The following is an 18935-nucleotide window of genomic DNA, read 5'->3' as shown; positions in this document are numbered from 1 at the left end:
CGGATGCGTGAACGATTTTAGGAAAGACTACTTCGATCACTTCGCGTACGGCTCCAACATGTCGACGTTGCGGCTCCGTCAGCGATGTCCGAGTGCGGTTGTGATTGCCGCAGGCTATGTGATCGGACGGCGATTGCGATTTCACAAAATCGGTCAAGACGGAACTTCCAAGGCCGACGCTCATTGGACCGGTGACGAAGGTGATCTTCTCTACGGCGTCGTTTACCGTTGCCACTTGCGCGACCGCGCAACACTGGATCGGTGCGAGTCATTGGGAGTCGGTTACAACGCTACGGCCGTCGACGTTCACCTGATCGATGGAAGTGAACGGCATCGCGTGTTTCTGTATGAGGCGTTGCCCACGATGATCGATTCATCGATGAGGCCGGCGGCGTGGTACGTCGACCACGTTCTCCGTGGCGCCGCCGAACACGGTCTGCCGCTTGATTACCAGGCTCGGCTGCGACAATGGGCAGCCGGATTTCAGGTGGATCAAACGGATGGACTTGGTATCCGAATCGCTGGCGGTTGAACAATCGCCGTCCAACCGGCAGCGTACTCGAGTAGCTGCCGACGGTGGTTAAGCGGCTTCGTTGAACAATCCGCTGGTCGGTTTCGGTTTTTGTCCCGAACGGTTGTACGTTTGAGGTGCCGACGCTCCCGCCAGACGCTGCAGAACATCGCGTTGGAATTCGGAGAGGTGGTATTGGCAGACGAACAGTGCCGTCGCGCGTTGATGCGTGGTTGCGATCATTTCGGCGACTTCACCACAGCGACGGGCGAGTCGTGCGTCGTCGATTTTACGCGTCGAGAGCAGCTTTTCGGACAAGCTCAGGCCCTTTGGCGGAGCGTCTTCGGCGCGTAGAAGATGATCGCGTTTTTCAACCATCTTTTCGAGATCGGTGATCGCGACGACGAGTTGAGCGGTCGACGCATCGACTTCGTTTGGACGCAGACCCACGGTTCGGATCCGGGTCTCATCCAAGATCAAGTCGATCGTTTCAGCGACTTCCGAAATCTCGTCAACATATTGGGCCACGCGTTCTCGCCATATCAGCGATTGCGGTTGATCGGCAGGTTGGGGTGTATTCATGATCGGAGGTTGGTTGGATGGAGGCTCAAACGTGGCGAATTAGCCGCGTCGTTGGAGTTGGAATAGATCAAACATGGGATCAACGAAAGAACTCGCTGATGCATCGGAAATCTCTTCGACTAACTTCTGATCGAGCTGTTGTTGGAAAACTTCTTCTGCCCGACCGCCATCGAAATACGCGGCTTTGCCGACGCCTTCTCGCATCGTCGCGAGCATGCTGCCGAACAGCGTCTGCCCAACGAAATCGCTGAACGCTTCCCGCATCGGTTCGGAACCGGTTGTGTTTGTGTCCTCGGCGAGTTTGTTGCCCGTGCTGCTCTTGTCGGCGAGCAACTCGTAAGGCATGCGCGGTCCGGTGGTGGAGGGCAGCGGTGTCGTTGATGTGGATGGGATCATAGTTTGGTATTACCTAAAAATCACTTCGCCGTACAAGTCACCTTTCGCCTTAAGCGTTTTGATGATGGCGATCAAATCTTCCGTCGGAACGTCGAGAGCACCGAGCGCATCGGCGAGTGATTTCAGTTTGGCCGCAGACGGAGTGCCGTCAGGACCGAGTTCGACGAACCCGCCACCGCCGCCAGCCTCGATCCGCAGATTACGGTGCGTTACCAAAACGGGAGCGATCTCGACGTCATCCCCGATCACGACGACCCCGTCGGCTTCGTTGATGACGACCCGTTTGCTGCGGTTGGCGAGCTGGATGGGAATGTTAAGCAAGAACGAAATGAATTTGATCGGATTGTCTTTGTACAAGGCCGGAATCAAGACTTCGACGTGCAGTTGGTCGATCGCCTTGGCTTGCGTTTGGCCACTGACAGAACCGGACCGGCGTGACGCGCCCGTTAAACGCGAGTGATCAGGATTGCCCATCGTCAATGAGGTCAGCGAATTGATCTCGTCTTCGATCCTTTGGGCGGTATTGAAATCGGCAAAGTCGCGATCAATGATGAGCGTGATTTTGCTGTCCTTGACGTACGATGCGCGGACGTTGGCTTCCATCTTCATGCCGCCTTGGATGGTGGCCGTGGTGGCGGGGGCGTCGGGTGAAAGCGAAAGTCGACCTTGAGCCATTGCGTACACGGTCGGGTTGTCCGCACGCGGGCCGAGCATTGGCGTGAGCATGAGGTAACCGCCGTCGAGACTCTTGGCGCTGATCGCGTTGACGCTTACATCGAGCACGTCGCCCTGTTGGGCACCTACGGGCGGAAGTTTCGCGGTGACAAACACCATCGCAACGTTTTTAGCGTCCTCGACATCGGTCAGGTTGAGATTGCCGACGGAGTCGACTGACATCGGACCACCCATCAACTGCATCATCCGGGCGAGGGCGCGCGAAGTCGGAGCGGAGTCCCCATCGCCGGTGCCGCGGAGTCCGACGACTAAGCCGAGGCCTTGGAGCGTATTGGTCTCTTGTCCTTTGAGCCGACACAGATCACCCAGCTTCATGCCGCCGGCGCGGAGTGTCGACGCAGTCGCGAGGAGGACGCCGATGCAGAGAGCAAGCCGAATGAACATGGAAAACCGGAGGAATGAGGTGAGGCCGCGGAAGGATGGAGGTGTTCGGGACGGTAGCGAGATTCAGTCGGCGGATGCTAGAACGGCTTGATCCGGTCTATCGCTTTTTGAAACCAACCACGCGAGTAATCGTCGCGTAGTTGACCGCGATCTTCTTTGTGAATCTCGAGGTCGATGAGATCTTTGCTGAGGATGACGTTGTCTGGTCCGATGTCTTGGGCTCGGCAAATCCCCGATAAGGAGGTTTCCCACAAGTTATCGTTGTGCCGAAATTTCTTGCGGGCTTCGAGTACGAGGTTTCCGTTGGGGCGGATGTCCACGATCCGCGCGGCGACGTTGAACGTCAGCGACTCGCGAGACTCGACGCTCGCTTCGGCAGTAAAATTCGATTTCGAGTTCGCCGCGACCGTCGGGTCTCCGTCGTCTTGCGGGTCAGGAATGAAACCCCGCATGGTGAGTTTGACCCAATCGGAGAGGACGGCGGAGAAAACGGAAGTGCGGCGTTTTTCAGATTCACCTTCCGCTTGCATTCGAGTGATTTCGTCAACCCGGATCGTCACAATGTCCTGGATGTGAAATTGTCTCAGAGGCGGCGCTTGTTGATACGTCCAGCTCACACCACGCAGTCCCACCGCGGGATTGTGATTGGGCAGACCCACGGGAGACACGTTTCGCATTGGCGATTGTGTTGGGCGACCAGCGTATTCGGGAGGTACGACCGAACGCTCGTTGGCCGTACCCGCGTTGTTGGCAGCGGCGCCGGCAGCGTTCGGGTTGACTGGCGTTGGTGCGGGAATCATCTCTGGTGGCGGCGCGTGCAATAGCGAGGAGTTCTGCCCCCATGCGGTTGGCAACGCGATCGAGGTAGTAGCCGCGAACAGGACAAGCAGCGTCATCGCTAATTGTTTCATCGTTGTGTCGCCCCGCTGGAATTGGACGATGGTTCGGCTCGCACATGAGGAGCTTGCGTCATGATTTCGACGAGAGACGAATGAACGACTTTCGCCAGTAGACGGCGTTTCGGACTGAGCGTTTCAATCTCGATCAGGTCACCGATGGCTCCGTCGGATAGCGATTTGGCAGCGGTGGTGACGCGAATCCCTCCTCCACCGACCTGGACCTCAAGCAGGTCGCCGCGGCGAATCACTCGCGGTGGCGCAAAACCGCTTTGAGACAGTGGCACGCCGCCTCGGATCAACCCGACGACTTCCATGTCAATGATGTCTTCGGGACGACGCACAACGTCGGCAGGCAACGAGATGCCTTTGTTAGAGTACGGTTGATAATGCAGGTCACCCGCCGACACGCGTTGCCCGCGTTGCAATGATTGTCGTGCCGTCACGACACCGGGATACGGTTTGAGCGTCAGGTTAGCGATTCCTTTGCAATCTTCTCGGACGGCTCGGCCGTGGATGCGGGCGCGGACGACGACCGGATCGACCATTTCGTGAGACCATGCGGGAACCTCATCGACAAAACTCAAATGACGAACGCCTTGGGTTTCTTTGAGTTGGTCGAGCTGTTCGGGATCGAACGTGATTTCAATTTCGAAACTCTCATAGATATCGCGAAATTGATTCCGGATCGTGGCCAGCACGTACTGTTGCAAACGTTCGACGAGTTCGTGATCGATGTCCGCATCATCGATTGTTTCGGAACCGGACATCGGCTCGATCTCGACGCTCGCGGAGCCTTGTTCGGACGAGTAGCCGGTGCGAATGATCTTGGGAGCGTTCGCTGTGAGCGGAGCCGATGATTGTCGGACGACGATGGTTTCGGGGCCGTAAATTTTAATGCGGCTGGGCGTTGCTTCGGCGCGGGCAATCAGTTGAGCCAAGCGATCACGGGAGATTTTGGCGTCGCTGCCATCAACCGGCATCAATCCGATCGTCGAATCAGCCAGACGTTGCCAGGCGACCAAATTGGGCTCGAGCGGACGGATCACGTCTTTTAAGCGAATGAGCGAACCGTGGAGAGTGATCGATTCCCGCGATACAAATTGCCATTTCGTGTTTTCGTCGATCATACCGACACGGGGTGACGTGTCGCTGGACTCCGGTGCGACGTTGGGCACCAGCGAAATGGAACCGCGATGAGAGGAATACAGCGGCGTAACCATCTCGTCATCGATCGTTTGTTGGGCGATCGATCGCGTGCCGTTTAGCAACGTGCACGCGGCGAGCAGCATGGCGGCAATCCGAACGATCACGGACTCATGCGACATGAGCGTGGCGGGGAGCGTCGTTGGGCTGCAAGAAAGTATCAACTGAATTATCGTCGGAGGTTCGAGATGTTTTGCATGATTTGATCGCCCGCCTGGACCGCCTGGCTGTTCAATTCAAACGCACGCTGGGTCGTGATCAGGTCGATCAACTCTTGGACCGGTTCGACGTTTGACGCTTCCAGGTTCCCTTGGCGGAGGACGCCGAGGCCATCGGTGCCCGGGTTGTTGAGTTGTTCGGGGCCGGAGGCGTCGGTGAGCGTGTACATGTTCTCGCCGACTTTGAGCAATCCATCCGGGTTGATGAAGCTGGCGAGTTGCAGTTGGCCTTGGTTAGACAGTTCCGTTTGCCCCGGTTGGCGAACCAGAACCTCGCCGTTGGCGTTGATCACGATGGCGGTGGCGTCGGCGGGAATCGTGATCGGCGGATCGAGCAGACGTCCGGTTTGTGCCGATCCGATGACGAGCTGGCCGTTGGCGTTAATGTCGAAGTTGCCCGCCCGCGTGTACATATTGTCTTGGCTCGACGGATCGACGACTTTGAAAAAGCCACTGCCTTCGATGGCAACATCGAGGTCCCGTCCGGTTTGTTGCAGTGTGCCTTGGGCGTGGTCGGTTTGCGTGCTGGTGACACGAACACCCAGCCCGACTTGCGTGCCCACCGCGGTCGGAGTTTGGGTGGCGTCTTGGATGCCCGGATAGACCTCGGTGCGGTACAGCAGGTCCTCAAAGTTCGCGCGGTCTTTCTTGAAACCGGTCGTGTTAATGTTAGCGAGGTTGTTGGCGATGACGTCGAGCTTCGTCTGCATCGCCTCCATGCCGGTGGCGGCGGTGTAAAGCGTTTGAACACTCATGAGACCGATTCCTCGTTAATTGATTTCGTCACGATGCAGACATGCGTCGCGGAGGCAAATCCGCGTCGTTCTGCTGCGAGAGGGCGAATGCCTACTCACTACTAACTCTTGAGCACCCGACCGATCAGGCTGCCCATCACACTGTCTTGATTCCGGATCATTTGAACGTTGGCCTCGAAGGCGCGCGTCGTCTCGATCATCTCCATCATCGTGCCCGTGGGGCTGACGGCGGATTGTTCCAATGAACCGGCTATTACGTTTCTTTGGCCCGGCGGGGCAAGATCAAACTCGGCGAGAGGTCGAAACAGATTGCCACCGACGTTCGCCAGATCGCCCAGGTTCTTAGGCCGGGCGAGCATCATCTCGCGTGAAACTCCGGCTTGATGGATGCGGCCTTCGGGGCCGACCTGGAAGGGCTTTTTTGGATCGATTTGGATGGGGGTTCCGTCGCTGCCGAGGACCGCGTCACCACCCGAGTTGACGAGTTTCCCGGTGCTGTCGAAGAGGAAGTCGCCTGCCCGTGAGAGAAGTTGTTGGTCGCCGCGTTGGAGAACAAAGAAGCTGTCTTTGTCGTGGATGGCAAAGTCGGTCTCGCGGCCGGTGGTGCGGATCGCACCCACTTTAAACTGGGTTTGTTCCGGTTGGATCGTGACCCCGCCGCCGAGATCATCGGCTCCCCCGTGGCCCGGAGAAACCACGCCCTGTTCGATCAACTCGGAAAAACGTGCCTGCAGAATCGTCTCGCTCGGTTTGAAACCGGGAGTGTCGACGTTGGCAAGGTTATTGCTGACCTGTTGAAGTCGGTGGCTTTGAGCCTGCGCCCCGGCCGCCGAAAGATAAACCCCGTAAGGCATAGTGCCACCGGTTCAAGCTTGGCGTGATGAAAAAATGAAAGTCACGCTCAAGTGGATACGAAAAAATGCCGGGGCAGCGGAAGAGAGGAATTTTAGCTGGCTGTTTAGAGGCGAATGGCGTCGGTGAGACGGGCGGGGACCTGCTGATCGCCGCTTCTCGACCTCACAAATACATGGCCTGGAAGCCTTCGCCTTTTTCGATTTGTTCTTGCATGGCGGCGATGCGTTCCTTGGTCTTGGTGAGATCACCAGCGAGGATGTAACGATCGAATTCAGTGGCTACCGCGTGTTTGACCGATTCGGCTAAGAACTCGACCGCCGGTTCGTTGAGCCAGGGGCAGGTTTCTTTGTCGAGTGTGATCGTGAGATCGACTCCCCGCGTCTTGAGATCGTTCTCGCCCGTGAGCACGACACCCTCGACCGCGAATTCGACGCGACCGTTTTTGGGGTCGTTGGTCAAGTGGTACCGGCAGACGGCATGATGCAAGTAGTACGTGTTGTGCATGCCATGTTTTGCCACGGCAGCCTTGAGCCGGAGTACGAAGGCTTCGTACGCAGGCGACGCGTCCAACGGCACATCGAGGCGACCAACACTGCGCAGCGGCAGACAATCAAATTCGAATTCCACCCATCGACCGAGCATTCTGTTCTCTCCAAAGATCGGTTCGTGACATGTTTCACATAATCAGTCACTTGTATCGGTTTTGCCAACTGGCGTGCCCCTGTTGTGACGGATTTGCTCGCAAAAAGCGAGGTCATACCGAGATTGTGAAAAAAACGGCTAACTTTGCAACTCCAGCATGTTAAGCCCGTGAGGCTGAATTACCCAAGAAAGTTTCTTGACTGAGGTGGTCTATACGTATCAGATTGGTGACATCCGCACGGCACTCTTCAATGGCACACCGGTTCGCCGGAGCGTGCCTCTTCTCGTATCTTCCACGCTTTGGAGACAGATGATGACAAAGACTATGGGCAGCGCTCACCTCCCCGTTATGGACCCCTCGGCGATGCCAGCGGTCACGGCCCGTGAGATGATGGTTCGAAATTTGATCACGCTGGAACCCACGATGGACGCCCTCGAAGCCCTCGACGTGTTGCTACGCAATCGAATTTCCGGTGCCCCCGTGGTCAATGAAGATGGCAAGTTCCTGGGGATCTTCTCAGAGAAATCCTGCATGCGTTTTGTCGTCTCGATGGCCTACGATGGGATGCCAAGCACGGACGTGGTCTCGTTAATCGATGCCGACCCACCGACCATCACCGAGGAAACGGATTTGTTGACGATCGCGCAAACCTTCCTGAATGCGGCCTGTCGCCGATTGCCCGTGCTCGACGAGCAGGGCCGATTGCGGGGCCAAATTTCGCGCCGGGATGTGATGCGGGCGGTCCGCAGTCACCTCAATGCACCGAAAAAGACGAATACCGCGTCAGGATTGTTCTTCAGTGCAATCCTATCGAGTGAAGAACGTCGCGTGTAACCAAGATCGTAAGATCGTTTTCCCCAAGCGGCCGGTGTCCTTCGAGGTGCCGGCCGTTTTTTCGTGTTCACTGCGATCGTATCGATTGCGGTTTTGTCCAGCATCGCGTTCTTTAAGCTCAAATGCCGAGTAGGAAGCAAGCCGCGGTGGGGTGACACCGCCAACGTGTACAAAAGTTGGAAGCCTGTCGAGCCTTTGGGAAATTGTTACGATATGCGGCATGAACGATTTCGATCCCGATGACAACGATGATCTCGACGAGGCGGGCACTCTCGCGTTCGACGACGATGACGTCGCACTCGAGGATGATATCGATTCAGACCCCGCCGACCTAGACGATACGGATCAGGATGACGACGGCGTGCGGGGGCGGCGGATCACGATCGTTGGCCGGCTCGGAGGAATGAATCGTCGCGAAGCGTCGAATCTGTTGCGGTCATATGGTGCCGTTGTGGTCGAATCGGAATCGGCGGCGGTTGATTGGATCGTGATCGGTGCGGAGGAGTCACCACTGGCCGAAGCGGAGTTGATCGAGGAGGCAACCCGGCGGCGTGGCCAGGTCGGTCAGCTACAAATCTTGCACGAGACGGATTTATGGCATCGATTGGGACTCGTCGATGGCGAACACTCAATCCGCAAACTGCATACGCCAGCGATGTTGGCCCACTTGCTGGGCGTGTCGGTCCACGTGATCCGCCGGTGGCATCGTCGTGGATTAATCAAACCTGTCCGGACGCTGCATCGGTTGCCGTACTTTGATTTCCAAGAGGTCGCCACGGCGCGACGATTAGCGGCTTGGGTGGCATCCGGCGCCAGCCCGGAGGCGATCGAGCGGCGGTTGCTGCAGTTGATCGAGATCGTTCCTGACTTGCGGCGACCTCTCGATCAATTGTCGATCTTGGTCGAAGGCAAACATGTTTTGTTGCGGCAAGGTGAAGGACTGATTGAACCGGGCGGTCAATTGCGATTCGATTTTGATCTTCTCGGACAGGCAGACGCTTCCGACGATGCAGCGGACGCGGAGTCTGAACCGACGGTGTCGATTCGGTTTCCTGATCCGCGGGAATCGAATGCGTTGGTGTTCCCGCCTGCGGACTCGGATTATGACGACGGGGAAAGCGAAGACGATCTGCTGTTGTCCGCGTACGAGGCGGAAGACGAAGGCGACTTGGCATTCGCGGTGGATTGCTATCACGCCTTGTTGGCTCGCGAAGGCGTGCGGGCGGACTGGCACTTCCAGATCGGTGAGTTGTTGTATCGGATGGGCGAAGTGATCGCGGCTCGGGAGCGTTACTACGCCGCGATTGAAATCGATCCAGATTTTGTCGAAGCCCGATCGAGTCTCGCGGGTGTGTTGGCCGAGACCGGTCAATTGGAATTGGCCGTTGCCGCGTATCGTGGAACGCTCGCGCTGCACGACGACTATCCCGACGTGCAGTACAACCTCGCGAAATTGCTCGATCAACTCGATCGGCCGATCGAGGCGGAACAGCATTGGCGGCGATTCTTGCAACTCGCCCCGGGCAGCCCGTGGGCCGATGAGGCTCGCGGACGATTGGAATCCGACGGCGTGCCGTTCTGAGGTTCTCTATTCAGGAATCAGCGTCTGGAATTCGAAGACGCTTTGATAGGCTCCCGCCTCTTCGAAATACTTCAGCACATCGGCGTAGAAGTCATGGCTACACAGCGTCGCGCTGTCGCCGACCATGATCAGTTTGCGTTTGGCTCGCGTCATCGCCACGTTGCTGCGGCGTTGATCGGCGAGGAAGCCGATGATTCCCTCGGGATTGCTGCGTACCATCGTGAGTAACACGACTTCCTTCTCGCGACCTTGGAATCCGTCGACGGTATCGATTTCCAATCCGTCCAAATCGAGCCGCGATCGAAGCAAGCGGACCTGGGCGGCGTAGGGAGCAATGATCGCGATTTCGTGTCCCTCAATCCCGGCTTCTTGGAGTTGGCGAACCAACTCGATAATGATGTTTGCTTCACCCGGATTCAGCTTGCTTTGCCCGTCTGGTTCGAGTTGTTCTTCCATGCCCGCGCCGGCGGTATCGATCCACAACAGCGGTGTTTCAGTCAGCGGCGATGCGTCCACGTCGCCTAAGTCGCAGAGCAAGTGTGAACGGACGGAAGCGTCGGCGACCAGCGAGCCTTCATAGAAATGATCGCTGCTGAACCGCATGATCGATTCGTGCATCCGGTACTGCACCGTCAGTCGCCGATAGACCGATTCACCGAATCGATGTACCAATCGTTGCATCAGAGAATCACGCATCCCGATCGCGGCCGCCTCGTCGCTGAGCACGGTCGGCGGCAATTGGCAGTGGTCGCCGGCAATGATCAGCCGGTCGGCTCGTAGGATCGCTTGCCACATCCCGCCTTCGGTGCTCTGGCAGGCTTCGTCGATCACGATCAAATCGAAACGCTCGTCACCGAGCAGTTCTTCGTCGATTGTCGTCGTCGTGCAAATCACGTCAGCGCGGTCGAGCACGCCACGCACGATGGACCGTTCGAGCGACCGGATCTGGCCCCGGATTCGGCCGGCTTCGGCAAAAAGCTCGCCGCGGGACCGTCGGTCAACGTTGCGGCTGTCCCGCTGTGCGAATCGCAACAATTGTTCGAGCTCACGGCGGAGGTCTTTGATCACCGCGCTCGAAGGATCCTTGTCGACTTGCCCATCGAGCGTGAGTTCACGCAGGTGCTCAAAAACACGAGCGGGATGGCCCACTCGAACCACATAGGGGACCAAACGCTCAAGCCGTTCGAGCAAATTATCGACGGCCGTGTTGCTGGCCGCACAGGCGAGGACGCGTTCGCCGCGATCGACCGCTTGCGCGATCACTTCCGCGAGGGTGGTCGTTTTGCCGGTTCCGGGTGGTCCGTGAATGATCGCAAAATCGTCGGCGAGCAACGCGAAGGCGACTGCGTCTTTTTGCGGTGGATTGAGTTCCGTGCGGAATTTGATCTCGGCGCGCTCTTCGGCGATGGTTTCTTCTGCTAAGGGCAAAGCATCGATCTTCTTGCCGTCGAATCGTGGCGCTTCGATACCGAGCAGTACGTCACGCAGTCGTCCGCCCCGCCCCCGTTCGCCTCGTGCTTTTGCCATCGCAGCGAGTTGCCGTTTGCGAGTGGTTTCGTCGGGTGAAAGGTCGAGCCGGTAGCGAATTTCGCCGATCGAGGCTCGTTTGTGTTTGCTCGCCTTTCCGGTTTTCGCGTTCTGCGCGTCGGGGTCAGGAAAGATGTCTGTGGCGATTTGGATTTGATAATTCTTGCGATGGCTGACCACACCCGGAATCCCTTCGTCGGAAGGGTCCGCGTCGTTGGACAGCACCACGGGGGAACCGACCTTCAATCGGTTCATGGGCAGTTCCTGTCCCGATGGCTTGGCGAGATCCAAGAGGTACCGCCCCGCCAATCCGGTGTGATAGTCGACTAGGTCGAGACCCACGATCGCTTGGCCGGTGCTCTCGACATCGCGTTGCGAACGGATTTGACGCAGGCGGGCCAGACGAGCCCGTTCGGCTTCCGCTTCGAGGTCGAGCCACAGGTGCAGTTGGTCGAAATAATCGTTGACGTCGAGCGGACGATCGGTTGGCAAACCATGCGGATAGGGTGCAGAACGCGGTTGTGACTCGGAAGCGTCGGCGATTTTGGCGTTTTTCGCAGATTTCTTTTTTTTACCCAATTTGCCGCTAATGATGCCGTCGCCAAAGGAGTCGGATGATTTGCCTAACCGGACTTCGTGTCCTGAGGCGTGGTTGCCGTGAGCTTTTCCAGCTTTCCCAGAGGATCGTTTGGACTTGGGCGTGTCCACGGCTGTGGATCGACCTTTACGAGAACGTGCCGACATGCGATGAGTCCGGGCGTAAACTGAAACGAAAAATGGACTCGGTGCCCATGACTTATCTGCCTATCATCGCCGCTGAAATGATTCTCGCCAGTGCTGTGGCGATTGTTTTGTATTGGTGGGACAAACGAGCGGCCAAAAGGAACGGTCGGGACGATAGCGACCGCTCCGCAGGAACCGTCCATTCTCGCGTCCCAGAGCGGACTCTGTTGCTCGCCTCTTTGCTGGGCGGTTGGCCGGGCGCGTGGTGGGCGTCGCAGAAGTTCCGTCACAAAACGCAAAAACGATCGTTCCGGATTCAATTTTGGATGGCAGTGGTATTGAACATCATGACGGTCGCCGCCGTCCTCTGGTTCACCCGCTAACCGCCCACTGGTTGCATATGCCGCGGACGTGAAACGTCGCCGGTTAGACGCAAGCATCCGTCACGACGATTTGCCATCGGCCGCAATTCACGCTGGCGGCTCTCGCGGCGGCAGTTTGGTCGGGGACGAAGATGCACACGTCGTTGGTGTCGAATCGGCTCAGATCGATATCCGACGCCGATCGCCATTCCTGTTCAGCGGTCCAGTCGTGAGTTTTTCCGGTGGCTTGAAATCGAAATCGCTCGCGATCGGTCAGTCGATTCTCCAAATCCCGGTCTCCGTAGATTACCGGTTCGATGCCGAATCGGATGGCCGCGTCACGTCGAATCGCGATGCCGAACGGTTCATAATCCCAGCGATGCAAGTGGCTGCGGTAGGTTCGCCGGGCGAGCAGTTCAGGCAGCGGCACCGCGGACAGACAGACAACCGGCGTGGTGCGCCGCGACGTAATTGCACCAGCGACCAAGCGTTGCTTGCGAACGATGCGACACAATGCGTCGATCGCATCTCGAGACGCGGACTGGGGATCAGCGAGTAACAAGTCGTCTCGATATTGGTCCCAAGTTTGCCCCGGCCACGGCCCCGAGACCGATCGCGTGCAGTGGACGAGGTACGATGCCCAGTCGACAGCGTCCATCGTGGGGAACGGGGGCGTGTCATCGGAACTGACGAATGCTGGTTTGTCAGACGCATTCTCGGGAAGGTACCTTCCGACTGCGCCGGCGCCGAGCAAGTCCCACTCCAGGGCCCGCTGTTGGCCAGAGTTGTCGATCGCAATCTGTACGATTCCCGACTGGATCGCCGCACGTTGCCTCAGCATCGCCGTCACTTTTCCTCCCGGTCGGACGTAAACCGCGTCGACACGATCAGCCATAGCAATCATCAATCGGTCGCGTTCATCGGTCTTCTCAATCCGAATCGAGGGCACATGGAAGACGTCGGCCGCATGAGTGACCCAGGGATCGATCGCGGTGTGGTCAGCGATCAGCAAGGTCGCGTTGTCACGTTTGATCTGTTGCAGCGACGCAGCGATTTGTTGTGACATGGTTCGGTGTCGCCGCGCATCATGTCCCACTCGGCTGCAAACGATGGCTACGAGTGGTGAATCGCACGACCAAGCGTCACGAACGGTTTGCGGCATCGCTTTCAAATCGATATCGAACGCTTCGCAGCGTTTTCGCCGTGCATCGGTAAAACGCGTTGCCTGACGTCGCGAGTTGCGAGTGGATGTCGCGTTGTGTGGAGATTCACTGCCGAGTGCGTCCGCCATTGCCGAAACCCGTGCGAGATTTGGGTTGGTGGGAGAGGAGCCTGCCTCGTGCAGTTATACACGACACGCCGTCGCTCTCGCGTGTGTATGATCAAAAAACACGCTCGGCGAACGGGTGGTTTTGCGTTTGATTTGCCAGTGCAACGAGCCCGATGGGGTGAGAGGTCATGCGCCGACTTACACAGATTGAGATCAACGCAGGGGCGGACCGAAATCATTGCCGGCGGGTTGGCCTCGACCGGGGCGGCGTCCCGGTCGTGGTGATTCGCCGTCCAAGAATCTTTCCCGCGGACCCATTGGCGGGGCGCTTGTCGATGGTTCCTGAGCAGTAAACCCACCAGGGTTGGGCATCCGCTCGATTTCGCCTTGATCGATGAAGCCGTCTTGGTTTTGGTCGGCCATACTCATGAGCTCGCGTGCTGGTTCAGGCAGTTCATCGATGGCGACCATTCCATCGCCGTCGGCATCGAAGTCGAGCATTCGCTCAGGCGGAATGCCTCGTCCCATGGCATCGCGGGGTAAGTCGTCAAATCGCGGTCGCCGTTGGTTGCCCAGGCGTTCGTTGTTGTCTACTGTTGCTCCCCCGGATCGTGCCCCATCTCTCTGTTGGGACGGCGTGTTCGCGTTGCTGACCGATTCCGGTTGCGGCGCGTTACCGGGAAACATGGTGACCGCAACGCCCACGACCACTAGGCATAATGTGAGTCCGCCCGCGATGGCGGTGATCAATCGTTTTTTCGAACGCGAGATCCCTTTGGCGGTTGAGGGCCCACGGGGTTGGGCTGCAGTGGCCGAGCCCTTGAACGCGGCGGTCGCTGTTGGTGCCGCAATCTCGGGCAGCGAATCGAACATCGAATCATGAAGAACGTCATGTTCCTTCGACGGCGTCTTGCCAGCCGGTCGCACACCCGGCTTGGTTGGCTGGTTGGCCAACTGCATTTTGGTCGCAGCTGCCGCTTTGTTGTTGCTAGTCCCGTTGGTCGTTTTGGTCGCGGGCGTCGGTTTCGATTGCTGCGGCGGCTTTGCAGCGGTAGGCGGCACCTTTTCCGAACCCGCTGAAGGTTGATTCGAGGCGGGCTTGCCCGCGGGTGATTTAATGTACTGAGTTAAATCGGCTGCGAATTCCGACATCGTTGCGTAACGCTCGTCGACGGACTTTGCCATCGCACGTTCGCAGATTTCGGCGAGTCGAGTGTCTAAGCCGGGGCAAAAGGTTGCCACGCTAGGCGGATCGAGTGATAGGATTTGTCCGATCATCGCGATCGTGGAACCGGCGTCCTCGAAGGGCAAACGCCCGGCCAACATCTCATAAAGCACGACGCCGAGCGAATAGACATCCGAATGCGGCCCCACGTCCGCCGCACGCCCGGTCAGTTGTTCGGGCGACATGTAACCGGGGGACCCGAGCAATGCGCCGTCTTGCGTCAATCGAGATTCGTCACCCGCTTCGACGGAGCATGCCAGACCGAAGTCCATTACGATCGGTTCTTTGCGATTGTCGACCATGATGTTGGCGGGTTTCAAATCTCGATGCATGATGCCGCTTTGATGGGCCTCGTGCATCGCCAACGCCACCTTGCGAATCAGACGGGCCGCCGCCGCAGGTGAGATCGCTTTGTCGCCGCGGGTATAGTCCGAGAGCGGTCGACCGTTGATGAACGCCATCGCGATAAAGTCAATCTCGCCTTCGCGTCCGACATCAAACACTGGGCACAGATTAGGGTGCGAAAGGCTCGCTGCGGCCCTTGCTTCACGATGAAATCGTTTGACGAGTTGGTCGGGCACACCGGGGCCGAACTTGGGCACCTTGATCGCGACGTCGCGGCCGAGCAGCGTGTCGCGGGCCTGATAGACCGCGCCCATGCCTCCTTTGCCCAACAGTTTGAATAGCTCGTACCGTCCGAGCGTCATTGGCAGAGCGAGACTGCCGGCTTCAAAACCCTGACCACCGTTACCGGTTGCGTTGGGGGTGGTCCCGTCAGTCACCGCTTGCTCGATCGTTTCCTCGAGTGGATGCGAACGCGACGCGGGGTCAGATGGGTTCATAGGGCGAGCGTCTCAGGGGGCAAGCAATCTTGGTGAATCATTGTGGAAAATGCCGCGTCGCGCAGTCGAAGAATTCGAATCACCGCGAGAGGATGGTAGCAGGCAACCCCGATCGAATCAAACTCTCGCAACCGTCCACGCAACCGGCGTGATACCGACCATATTTTCCATGGACGCCCGAAGAGACTCCACGCGTGTCGTCGACTAGGGGCGACGGATTCTTGGATCGCTCACGATCCCTCTTGGCTGACGTCCCCGCCGGGGCTTGCGGGAGTGATGTCGTGGTCATCCCGTTGAATCCATCCTAAATCGCACAAGACGACGTAGAGGCATGGTACGACGATCAATACCAAGATGGTCGATGCGAACAAACCAAACACAATCGAGACCGCTGTCGGGATTAGCACTTGAGCCTGCGTGCTTTTTTCCAGCGTCAATGGCAACAACCCGACCATCGTCGTCATGCTGGTAAGCATGATCGCTCGGAATCGAAGCCGGCTAGCGCTCCGCGCGGACTCGTGACTCGGTTTTCCTTCCGCCCGTTCCTGTTTCAAAAACAACACCAGCAGGATACTGTCATTGACCACAATACCAGCCAACGACACAAATCCGATCAGGCTGGGCATGCAGATGTCCATGCCCATTCCCATATGGCCGAAGATCATGCCGATCAACGACATCGGGATCGCTGCCATCACGATCAGCGGTTCTAACCAGCTCTCAAATTGAAAACACAAGATCGCGTAGACGCCAAACAATCCCATCAGGAATAACGCCGCCATCGATGAACCCGTTTCGCTGGATCGTTCCGCTTCGCCGCCCAGCGTGATCTTCAAGTCGTTGTATTTGGAAACGAGTTTAGGCATCAGTTCGGCTTGAAACTCACGCATCAAATTGGTCGTATTGACCACGTTGGTATCGGTGTCGGCGATCAAAGTCACCGTCCGCCATCCGTCAACACGTGAGATTTTCGACCATCCATACGTGGTTTCTAAGTCGGCGACCGATTGCAATGGGACCCGCACGCCACCAGAAAGAATGAATTGGAAGTCGAGAAACGACTCCAACGTATCGCGACTGCTGGGGGCAAGCTGCACGTTGATTTCGTATTGATCGATGCCTGCTTGAATGTCGCTGATCTTGGCTCCCTGGAACGCCGTGCTTAATTGACTCGCCATTGCTTGCACGTTCAATCCGAGCGCAACCGCATCGGGCTTCAAGTGCAAACGGTTTTCTTGTTTGCCTGGTCGCAGGCTGACGTTGAAGTTGTGTACGCCCCGGAATTGCTGCATCCACTGTTGTGTCTCGACCGCGGCTGACTGGGCCATATGCAAATCGTCGCACTTAAACGGCACTTCCACCGCGCGACCCGCCGGTCCCATGGTTGCTTCGGCGATCGTGACGGAGATCGCATTGGGGACGCTTCCAACTTCTTCCCGCATCGCCCTGATGAACTCTGCCGTCTTCGTGTTTCGCTCATCTGGTTGCAGCATTCGGATCGATACCGTCGCCACGTGTGGACCGGATTCGCCCGCGTCACTGTTCTCATTGAATTTGGACATCACCGATTGCACCAAAGACTCGCCATCGGGTTGATCAGGAAACCTCGCGTTGGTCCGAGCGGCGGCCTCGTTGATGTGCCGGACCACCTCAATGGTCTTGGCAAGCGGCGTGCCTTGCGGCATCAGAATGCGGGCTTCAACCGTGTCCCCTTCGAGATTCGGAAAGGGCAAGAAATTGACGAGCCCGCCGGCGACCATCGCTAACGACATGATGAAGGTGGCGATCGTCAAGCCAACCGTTAGATACCGCCACCGAATCGCCAAGTCGATTAAGCGACCGAAAACGCTTTCTCGAACCCAGTCCACTCCGTCGTCAATCTTGCGGCGAATTCCATGCGATGGGGCAGATCCGGCGTGCACCAACGAATGTCCCAAGTGAGCTGGGAGGATCAGAAACGCTTCGACGAGACTGACGATCAACGTCGTCAGTAGCACCATGGGAATCAGACGCAGCACCTTTCCAATGTGCCCCTCTAGCATGAACAACGGTCCCAGCACGCAGCACGTTGTCAGAAACGATGAAACCACGCCACCGGCAACTTCTTTGACGCCGTCGACCGCGGCACGCATTGAGTCCTTTCCCATCGAAACATGACGCGCGATGTTTTCGGCGATTACGATCCCGTCATCCATCAAGATGCCCGTCGCCATCAAAATGGCGACCGAGGACATCATGTTCAGAGTTTGGCCGATCAAAGGCAGCACGAAGAACGCACCCATGAACGAGACTGGCAAACTCATCACGACCCAAAATGAAAGCCGCAGATTAAAAAACAGCCACATCACTAGGAATACCAAAACGACACCCTGCCAAGCGTTCTTTGCCAACAGAGTCAGACGCTCCATGATCAGTTCAGAGCCATCGTTCGTAATGGCGATGCGCAGTTTGGGCTGTCGCTGTTGTTCCTTTTCAATGAACTCGCGAACCACCTCAGCGATTTTGGTGGTGTCTTGAGAACGCGTTTTATTGATTTGGATGATGCCGGCTCGCTCGCCATCGATCCAAGCCATCTGCTCGGCATCGGCGAAGCTGTCGACGACGCGTCCGATGTCGCCGATGCGGACTTCCGAGCGACCGGTCACGCCGTGAATGACAATGTTCTCGATGTCCTGTGGGGTTTGTTTTTGTTCCACCACTCGCAGCAGCAAGTCTTCATAATCCGATTCGATCGTGCCGACCGGGACATCCAAGTTTTGACTAAGTACGGCTTGGGCGACCACTTCAGCCGACAGCCCGAGACGCTGCAACGCGTCATCGTGCAACTCAATACGAAACTGGCGATCCGAAAAACCTTGGATCTCAACCAACGAAACGCGGGGCAACCGTTGGAGCTGTTGTTTAAGACCCTCGCAGTAATCCTTTAGCGAATCTTCGTCCAACGGGCCGCTGATCGTGATCGTCATGACGGAATCGGTCCGATTCAATTCCGTGACAATCAGATCCTCCGCGCCCGCGGGGAAATCGGATATCGCCTCGACTTCGGTTTCGATGTCGTTCAAGGCGGCGGAAACGTCGGCCCCCTCTTCGATTTCGACCACGACCGACGCGGAGCCTTCTTGGGCCGTGCAAGTGACCTTTTTAATGTTCTGAATCCCGTCCAGCGCGTCCTCGATCGGCAAACAGATTCCTTTCTCAACGTCTTCTGCCGAAGCACCGAGGTAGGTCATCGAGACCTGGACTTCCGAGCTGTCGAAGTTCGGAAACGTTTCCTTCTGGAGCCCCGGAATGGCGTACAGCCCCAGACCGAGAAAGGCCAACATCAACGTATTGGCTAACGTTCGGTGATTAACAAATTTCTCTAGCACGAAGGTAAGTCCGGGTCGGTG

16 protein-coding genes are annotated in these 18935 nt (G+C 57.4%); 4 read left to right on the top strand and 12 right to left on the bottom strand.

Annotated elements, in window-relative coordinates:
• Positions 1-7: 7 nt before the first annotated feature.
• Positions 8-532, top strand: coding sequence for a gamma-glutamylcyclotransferase family protein (locus NB063_RS07425; RefSeq protein ID WP_250928128.1), 525 nt, complete (start codon positions 8-10; stop codon positions 530-532).
• A 48-nt stretch (positions 533-580) separates the two neighbouring features.
• On the opposite strand, the gene NB063_RS07420 is transcribed toward NB063_RS07425, so the two are convergent.
• The 8 genes from NB063_RS07420 to NB063_RS07385 all read right to left on the bottom strand — a co-directional run bounded on the left by NB063_RS07420 (position 581) and on the right by NB063_RS07385 (position 7180).
• Positions 581-1093, bottom strand: a complete 513-nt coding sequence (locus NB063_RS07420) for a hypothetical protein (protein WP_250928127.1) — start codon at positions 1091-1093, stop codon at positions 581-583.
• Between the two features lie 39 nt (positions 1094-1132).
• Positions 1133-1489, bottom strand: coding sequence for a rod-binding protein (locus NB063_RS07415; protein WP_250928126.1), 357 nt, complete (start codon positions 1487-1489; stop codon positions 1133-1135).
• A gap of 9 nt (positions 1490-1498) precedes the next feature.
• Complete coding sequence (locus NB063_RS07410) at positions 1499-2608, bottom strand: flagellar basal body P-ring protein FlgI (RefSeq protein ID WP_250928125.1); 1110 nt, start codon at positions 2606-2608, stop codon at positions 1499-1501.
• Positions 2609-2685: 77 nt separating this feature from the next.
• Positions 2686-3519, bottom strand: coding sequence for a flagellar basal body L-ring protein FlgH (locus NB063_RS07405; RefSeq protein ID WP_250928124.1), 834 nt, complete (start codon positions 3517-3519; stop codon positions 2686-2688).
• Positions 3516-4832 (bottom strand): flagellar basal body P-ring formation chaperone FlgA, encoded by a 1317-nt coding sequence (gene flgA, locus NB063_RS07400; protein WP_250928123.1) that lies wholly within the window; start codon positions 4830-4832, stop codon positions 3516-3518. Before flgA ends, NB063_RS07405 begins: the two co-directional genes overlap by 4 nt.
• Before the next feature lie 47 nt (positions 4833-4879).
• Complete coding sequence (flgG, locus tag NB063_RS07395) at positions 4880-5683, bottom strand: flagellar basal-body rod protein FlgG (RefSeq protein ID WP_250928122.1); 804 nt, start codon at positions 5681-5683, stop codon at positions 4880-4882.
• A 101-nt stretch (positions 5684-5784) separates the two neighbouring features.
• Positions 5785-6537 carry a flagellar hook-basal body protein gene (locus NB063_RS07390; protein ID WP_250928121.1) on the bottom strand — a complete coding sequence of 251 codons (753 nt, stop codon included), beginning with the start codon at positions 6535-6537 and terminating at the stop codon, positions 5785-5787.
• 163 nt (positions 6538-6700) lie between these two features.
• The gene (locus NB063_RS07385; RefSeq protein WP_250928120.1) at positions 6701-7180 is read right to left on the bottom strand and encodes a hypothetical protein; all 480 of its coding nucleotides are present in this window, start codon (positions 7178-7180) and stop codon (positions 6701-6703) included.
• Between the two features lie 313 nt (positions 7181-7493).
• On the opposite strand from NB063_RS07385, the gene NB063_RS07380 reads away from it, so the two are divergent.
• The gene (locus NB063_RS07380) at positions 7494-8015 is read left to right on the top strand and encodes a CBS domain-containing protein (protein ID WP_250928119.1); all 522 of its coding nucleotides are present in this window, start codon (positions 7494-7496) and stop codon (positions 8013-8015) included.
• A 220-nt stretch (positions 8016-8235) separates the two neighbouring features.
• The gene (locus NB063_RS07375) at positions 8236-9597 is read left to right on the top strand and encodes a MerR family transcriptional regulator (protein WP_250928118.1); all 1362 of its coding nucleotides are present in this window, start codon (positions 8236-8238) and stop codon (positions 9595-9597) included.
• A 6-nt stretch (positions 9598-9603) separates the two neighbouring features.
• On the opposite strand, the gene NB063_RS07370 is transcribed toward NB063_RS07375, so the two are convergent.
• Entirely contained in the window at positions 9604-11868 is a 2265-nt protein-coding gene (locus NB063_RS07370; RefSeq protein ID WP_250928117.1) for an AAA domain-containing protein, read from the bottom strand.
• 47 nt (positions 11869-11915) lie between these two features.
• On the opposite strand from NB063_RS07370, the gene NB063_RS07365 reads away from it, so the two are divergent.
• Positions 11916-12230, top strand: a complete 315-nt coding sequence (locus NB063_RS07365; protein ID WP_250928116.1) for a DUF1294 domain-containing protein — start codon at positions 11916-11918, stop codon at positions 12228-12230.
• 43 nt (positions 12231-12273) lie between these two features.
• Here NB063_RS07365 and NB063_RS07360 read toward each other — a convergent pair whose 3' ends face one another.
• The 3 genes from NB063_RS07360 to NB063_RS07350 all read right to left on the bottom strand — a co-directional run bounded on the left by NB063_RS07360 (position 12274) and on the right by NB063_RS07350 (position 18914).
• On the bottom strand, positions 12274-13500 hold the full coding sequence (locus NB063_RS07360) for a hypothetical protein (RefSeq protein ID WP_250928115.1): 1227 nt from the start codon (positions 13498-13500) through the stop codon (positions 12274-12276).
• A 192-nt stretch (positions 13501-13692) separates the two neighbouring features.
• On the bottom strand, positions 13693-15546 hold the full coding sequence (locus tag NB063_RS07355) for a serine/threonine-protein kinase (protein ID WP_250928114.1): 1854 nt from the start codon (positions 15544-15546) through the stop codon (positions 13693-13695).
• 230 nt (positions 15547-15776) lie between these two features.
• Positions 15777-18914, bottom strand: coding sequence for an efflux RND transporter permease subunit (locus tag NB063_RS07350; protein WP_250928113.1), 3138 nt, complete (start codon positions 18912-18914; stop codon positions 15777-15779).
• Positions 18915-18935 lie beyond the last annotated feature (21 nt).

Source organism: Aporhodopirellula aestuarii, assembly GCF_023701485.1.
GTDB classification, from domain to species: Bacteria; Planctomycetota; Planctomycetia; order Pirellulales; family Pirellulaceae; genus Rhodopirellula; species Rhodopirellula aestuarii.
Note: the sequence above shows the minus strand (reverse complement) of the source record. Positions and strands in the feature narration are given on the sequence as shown.

Coding starts and splice junctions, on each gene's coding strand:
- NB063_RS07355 (WP_250928114.1), bottom strand. CDS start 15,546: ATGAACCCATCTGACCCCGCGTCGCGTTCGCATCCACTCGAGGAAACG.
- NB063_RS07370 (WP_250928117.1), bottom strand. CDS start 11,868: ATGTCGGCACGTTCTCGTAAAGGTCGATCCACAGCCGTGGACACGCCC.
- NB063_RS07380 (WP_250928119.1), top strand. CDS start 7,494: ATGACAAAGACTATGGGCAGCGCTCACCTCCCCGTTATGGACCCCTCG.
- NB063_RS07420 (WP_250928127.1), bottom strand. CDS start 1,093: ATGAATACACCCCAACCTGCCGATCAACCGCAATCGCTGATATGGCGA.
- NB063_RS07390 (WP_250928121.1), bottom strand. CDS start 6,537: ATGCCTTACGGGGTTTATCTTTCGGCGGCCGGGGCGCAGGCTCAAAGC.
- NB063_RS07405 (WP_250928124.1), bottom strand. CDS start 3,519: ATGAAACAATTAGCGATGACGCTGCTTGTCCTGTTCGCGGCTACTACC.
- NB063_RS07410 (WP_250928125.1), bottom strand. CDS start 2,608: ATGTTCATTCGGCTTGCTCTCTGCATCGGCGTCCTCCTCGCGACTGCG.
- flgA (WP_250928123.1), bottom strand. CDS start 4,832: ATGTCGCATGAGTCCGTGATCGTTCGGATTGCCGCCATGCTGCTCGCC.
- NB063_RS07415 (WP_250928126.1), bottom strand. CDS start 1,489: ATGATCCCATCCACATCAACGACACCGCTGCCCTCCACCACCGGACCG.
- NB063_RS07365 (WP_250928116.1), top strand. CDS start 11,916: ATGACTTATCTGCCTATCATCGCCGCTGAAATGATTCTCGCCAGTGCT.
- NB063_RS07385 (WP_250928120.1), bottom strand. CDS start 7,180: ATGCTCGGTCGATGGGTGGAATTCGAATTTGATTGTCTGCCGCTGCGC.
- NB063_RS07360 (WP_250928115.1), bottom strand. CDS start 13,500: ATGGCGGACGCACTCGGCAGTGAATCTCCACACAACGCGACATCCACT.
- NB063_RS07375 (WP_250928118.1), top strand. CDS start 8,236: ATGAACGATTTCGATCCCGATGACAACGATGATCTCGACGAGGCGGGC.
- flgG (WP_250928122.1), bottom strand. CDS start 5,683: ATGAGTGTTCAAACGCTTTACACCGCCGCCACCGGCATGGAGGCGATG.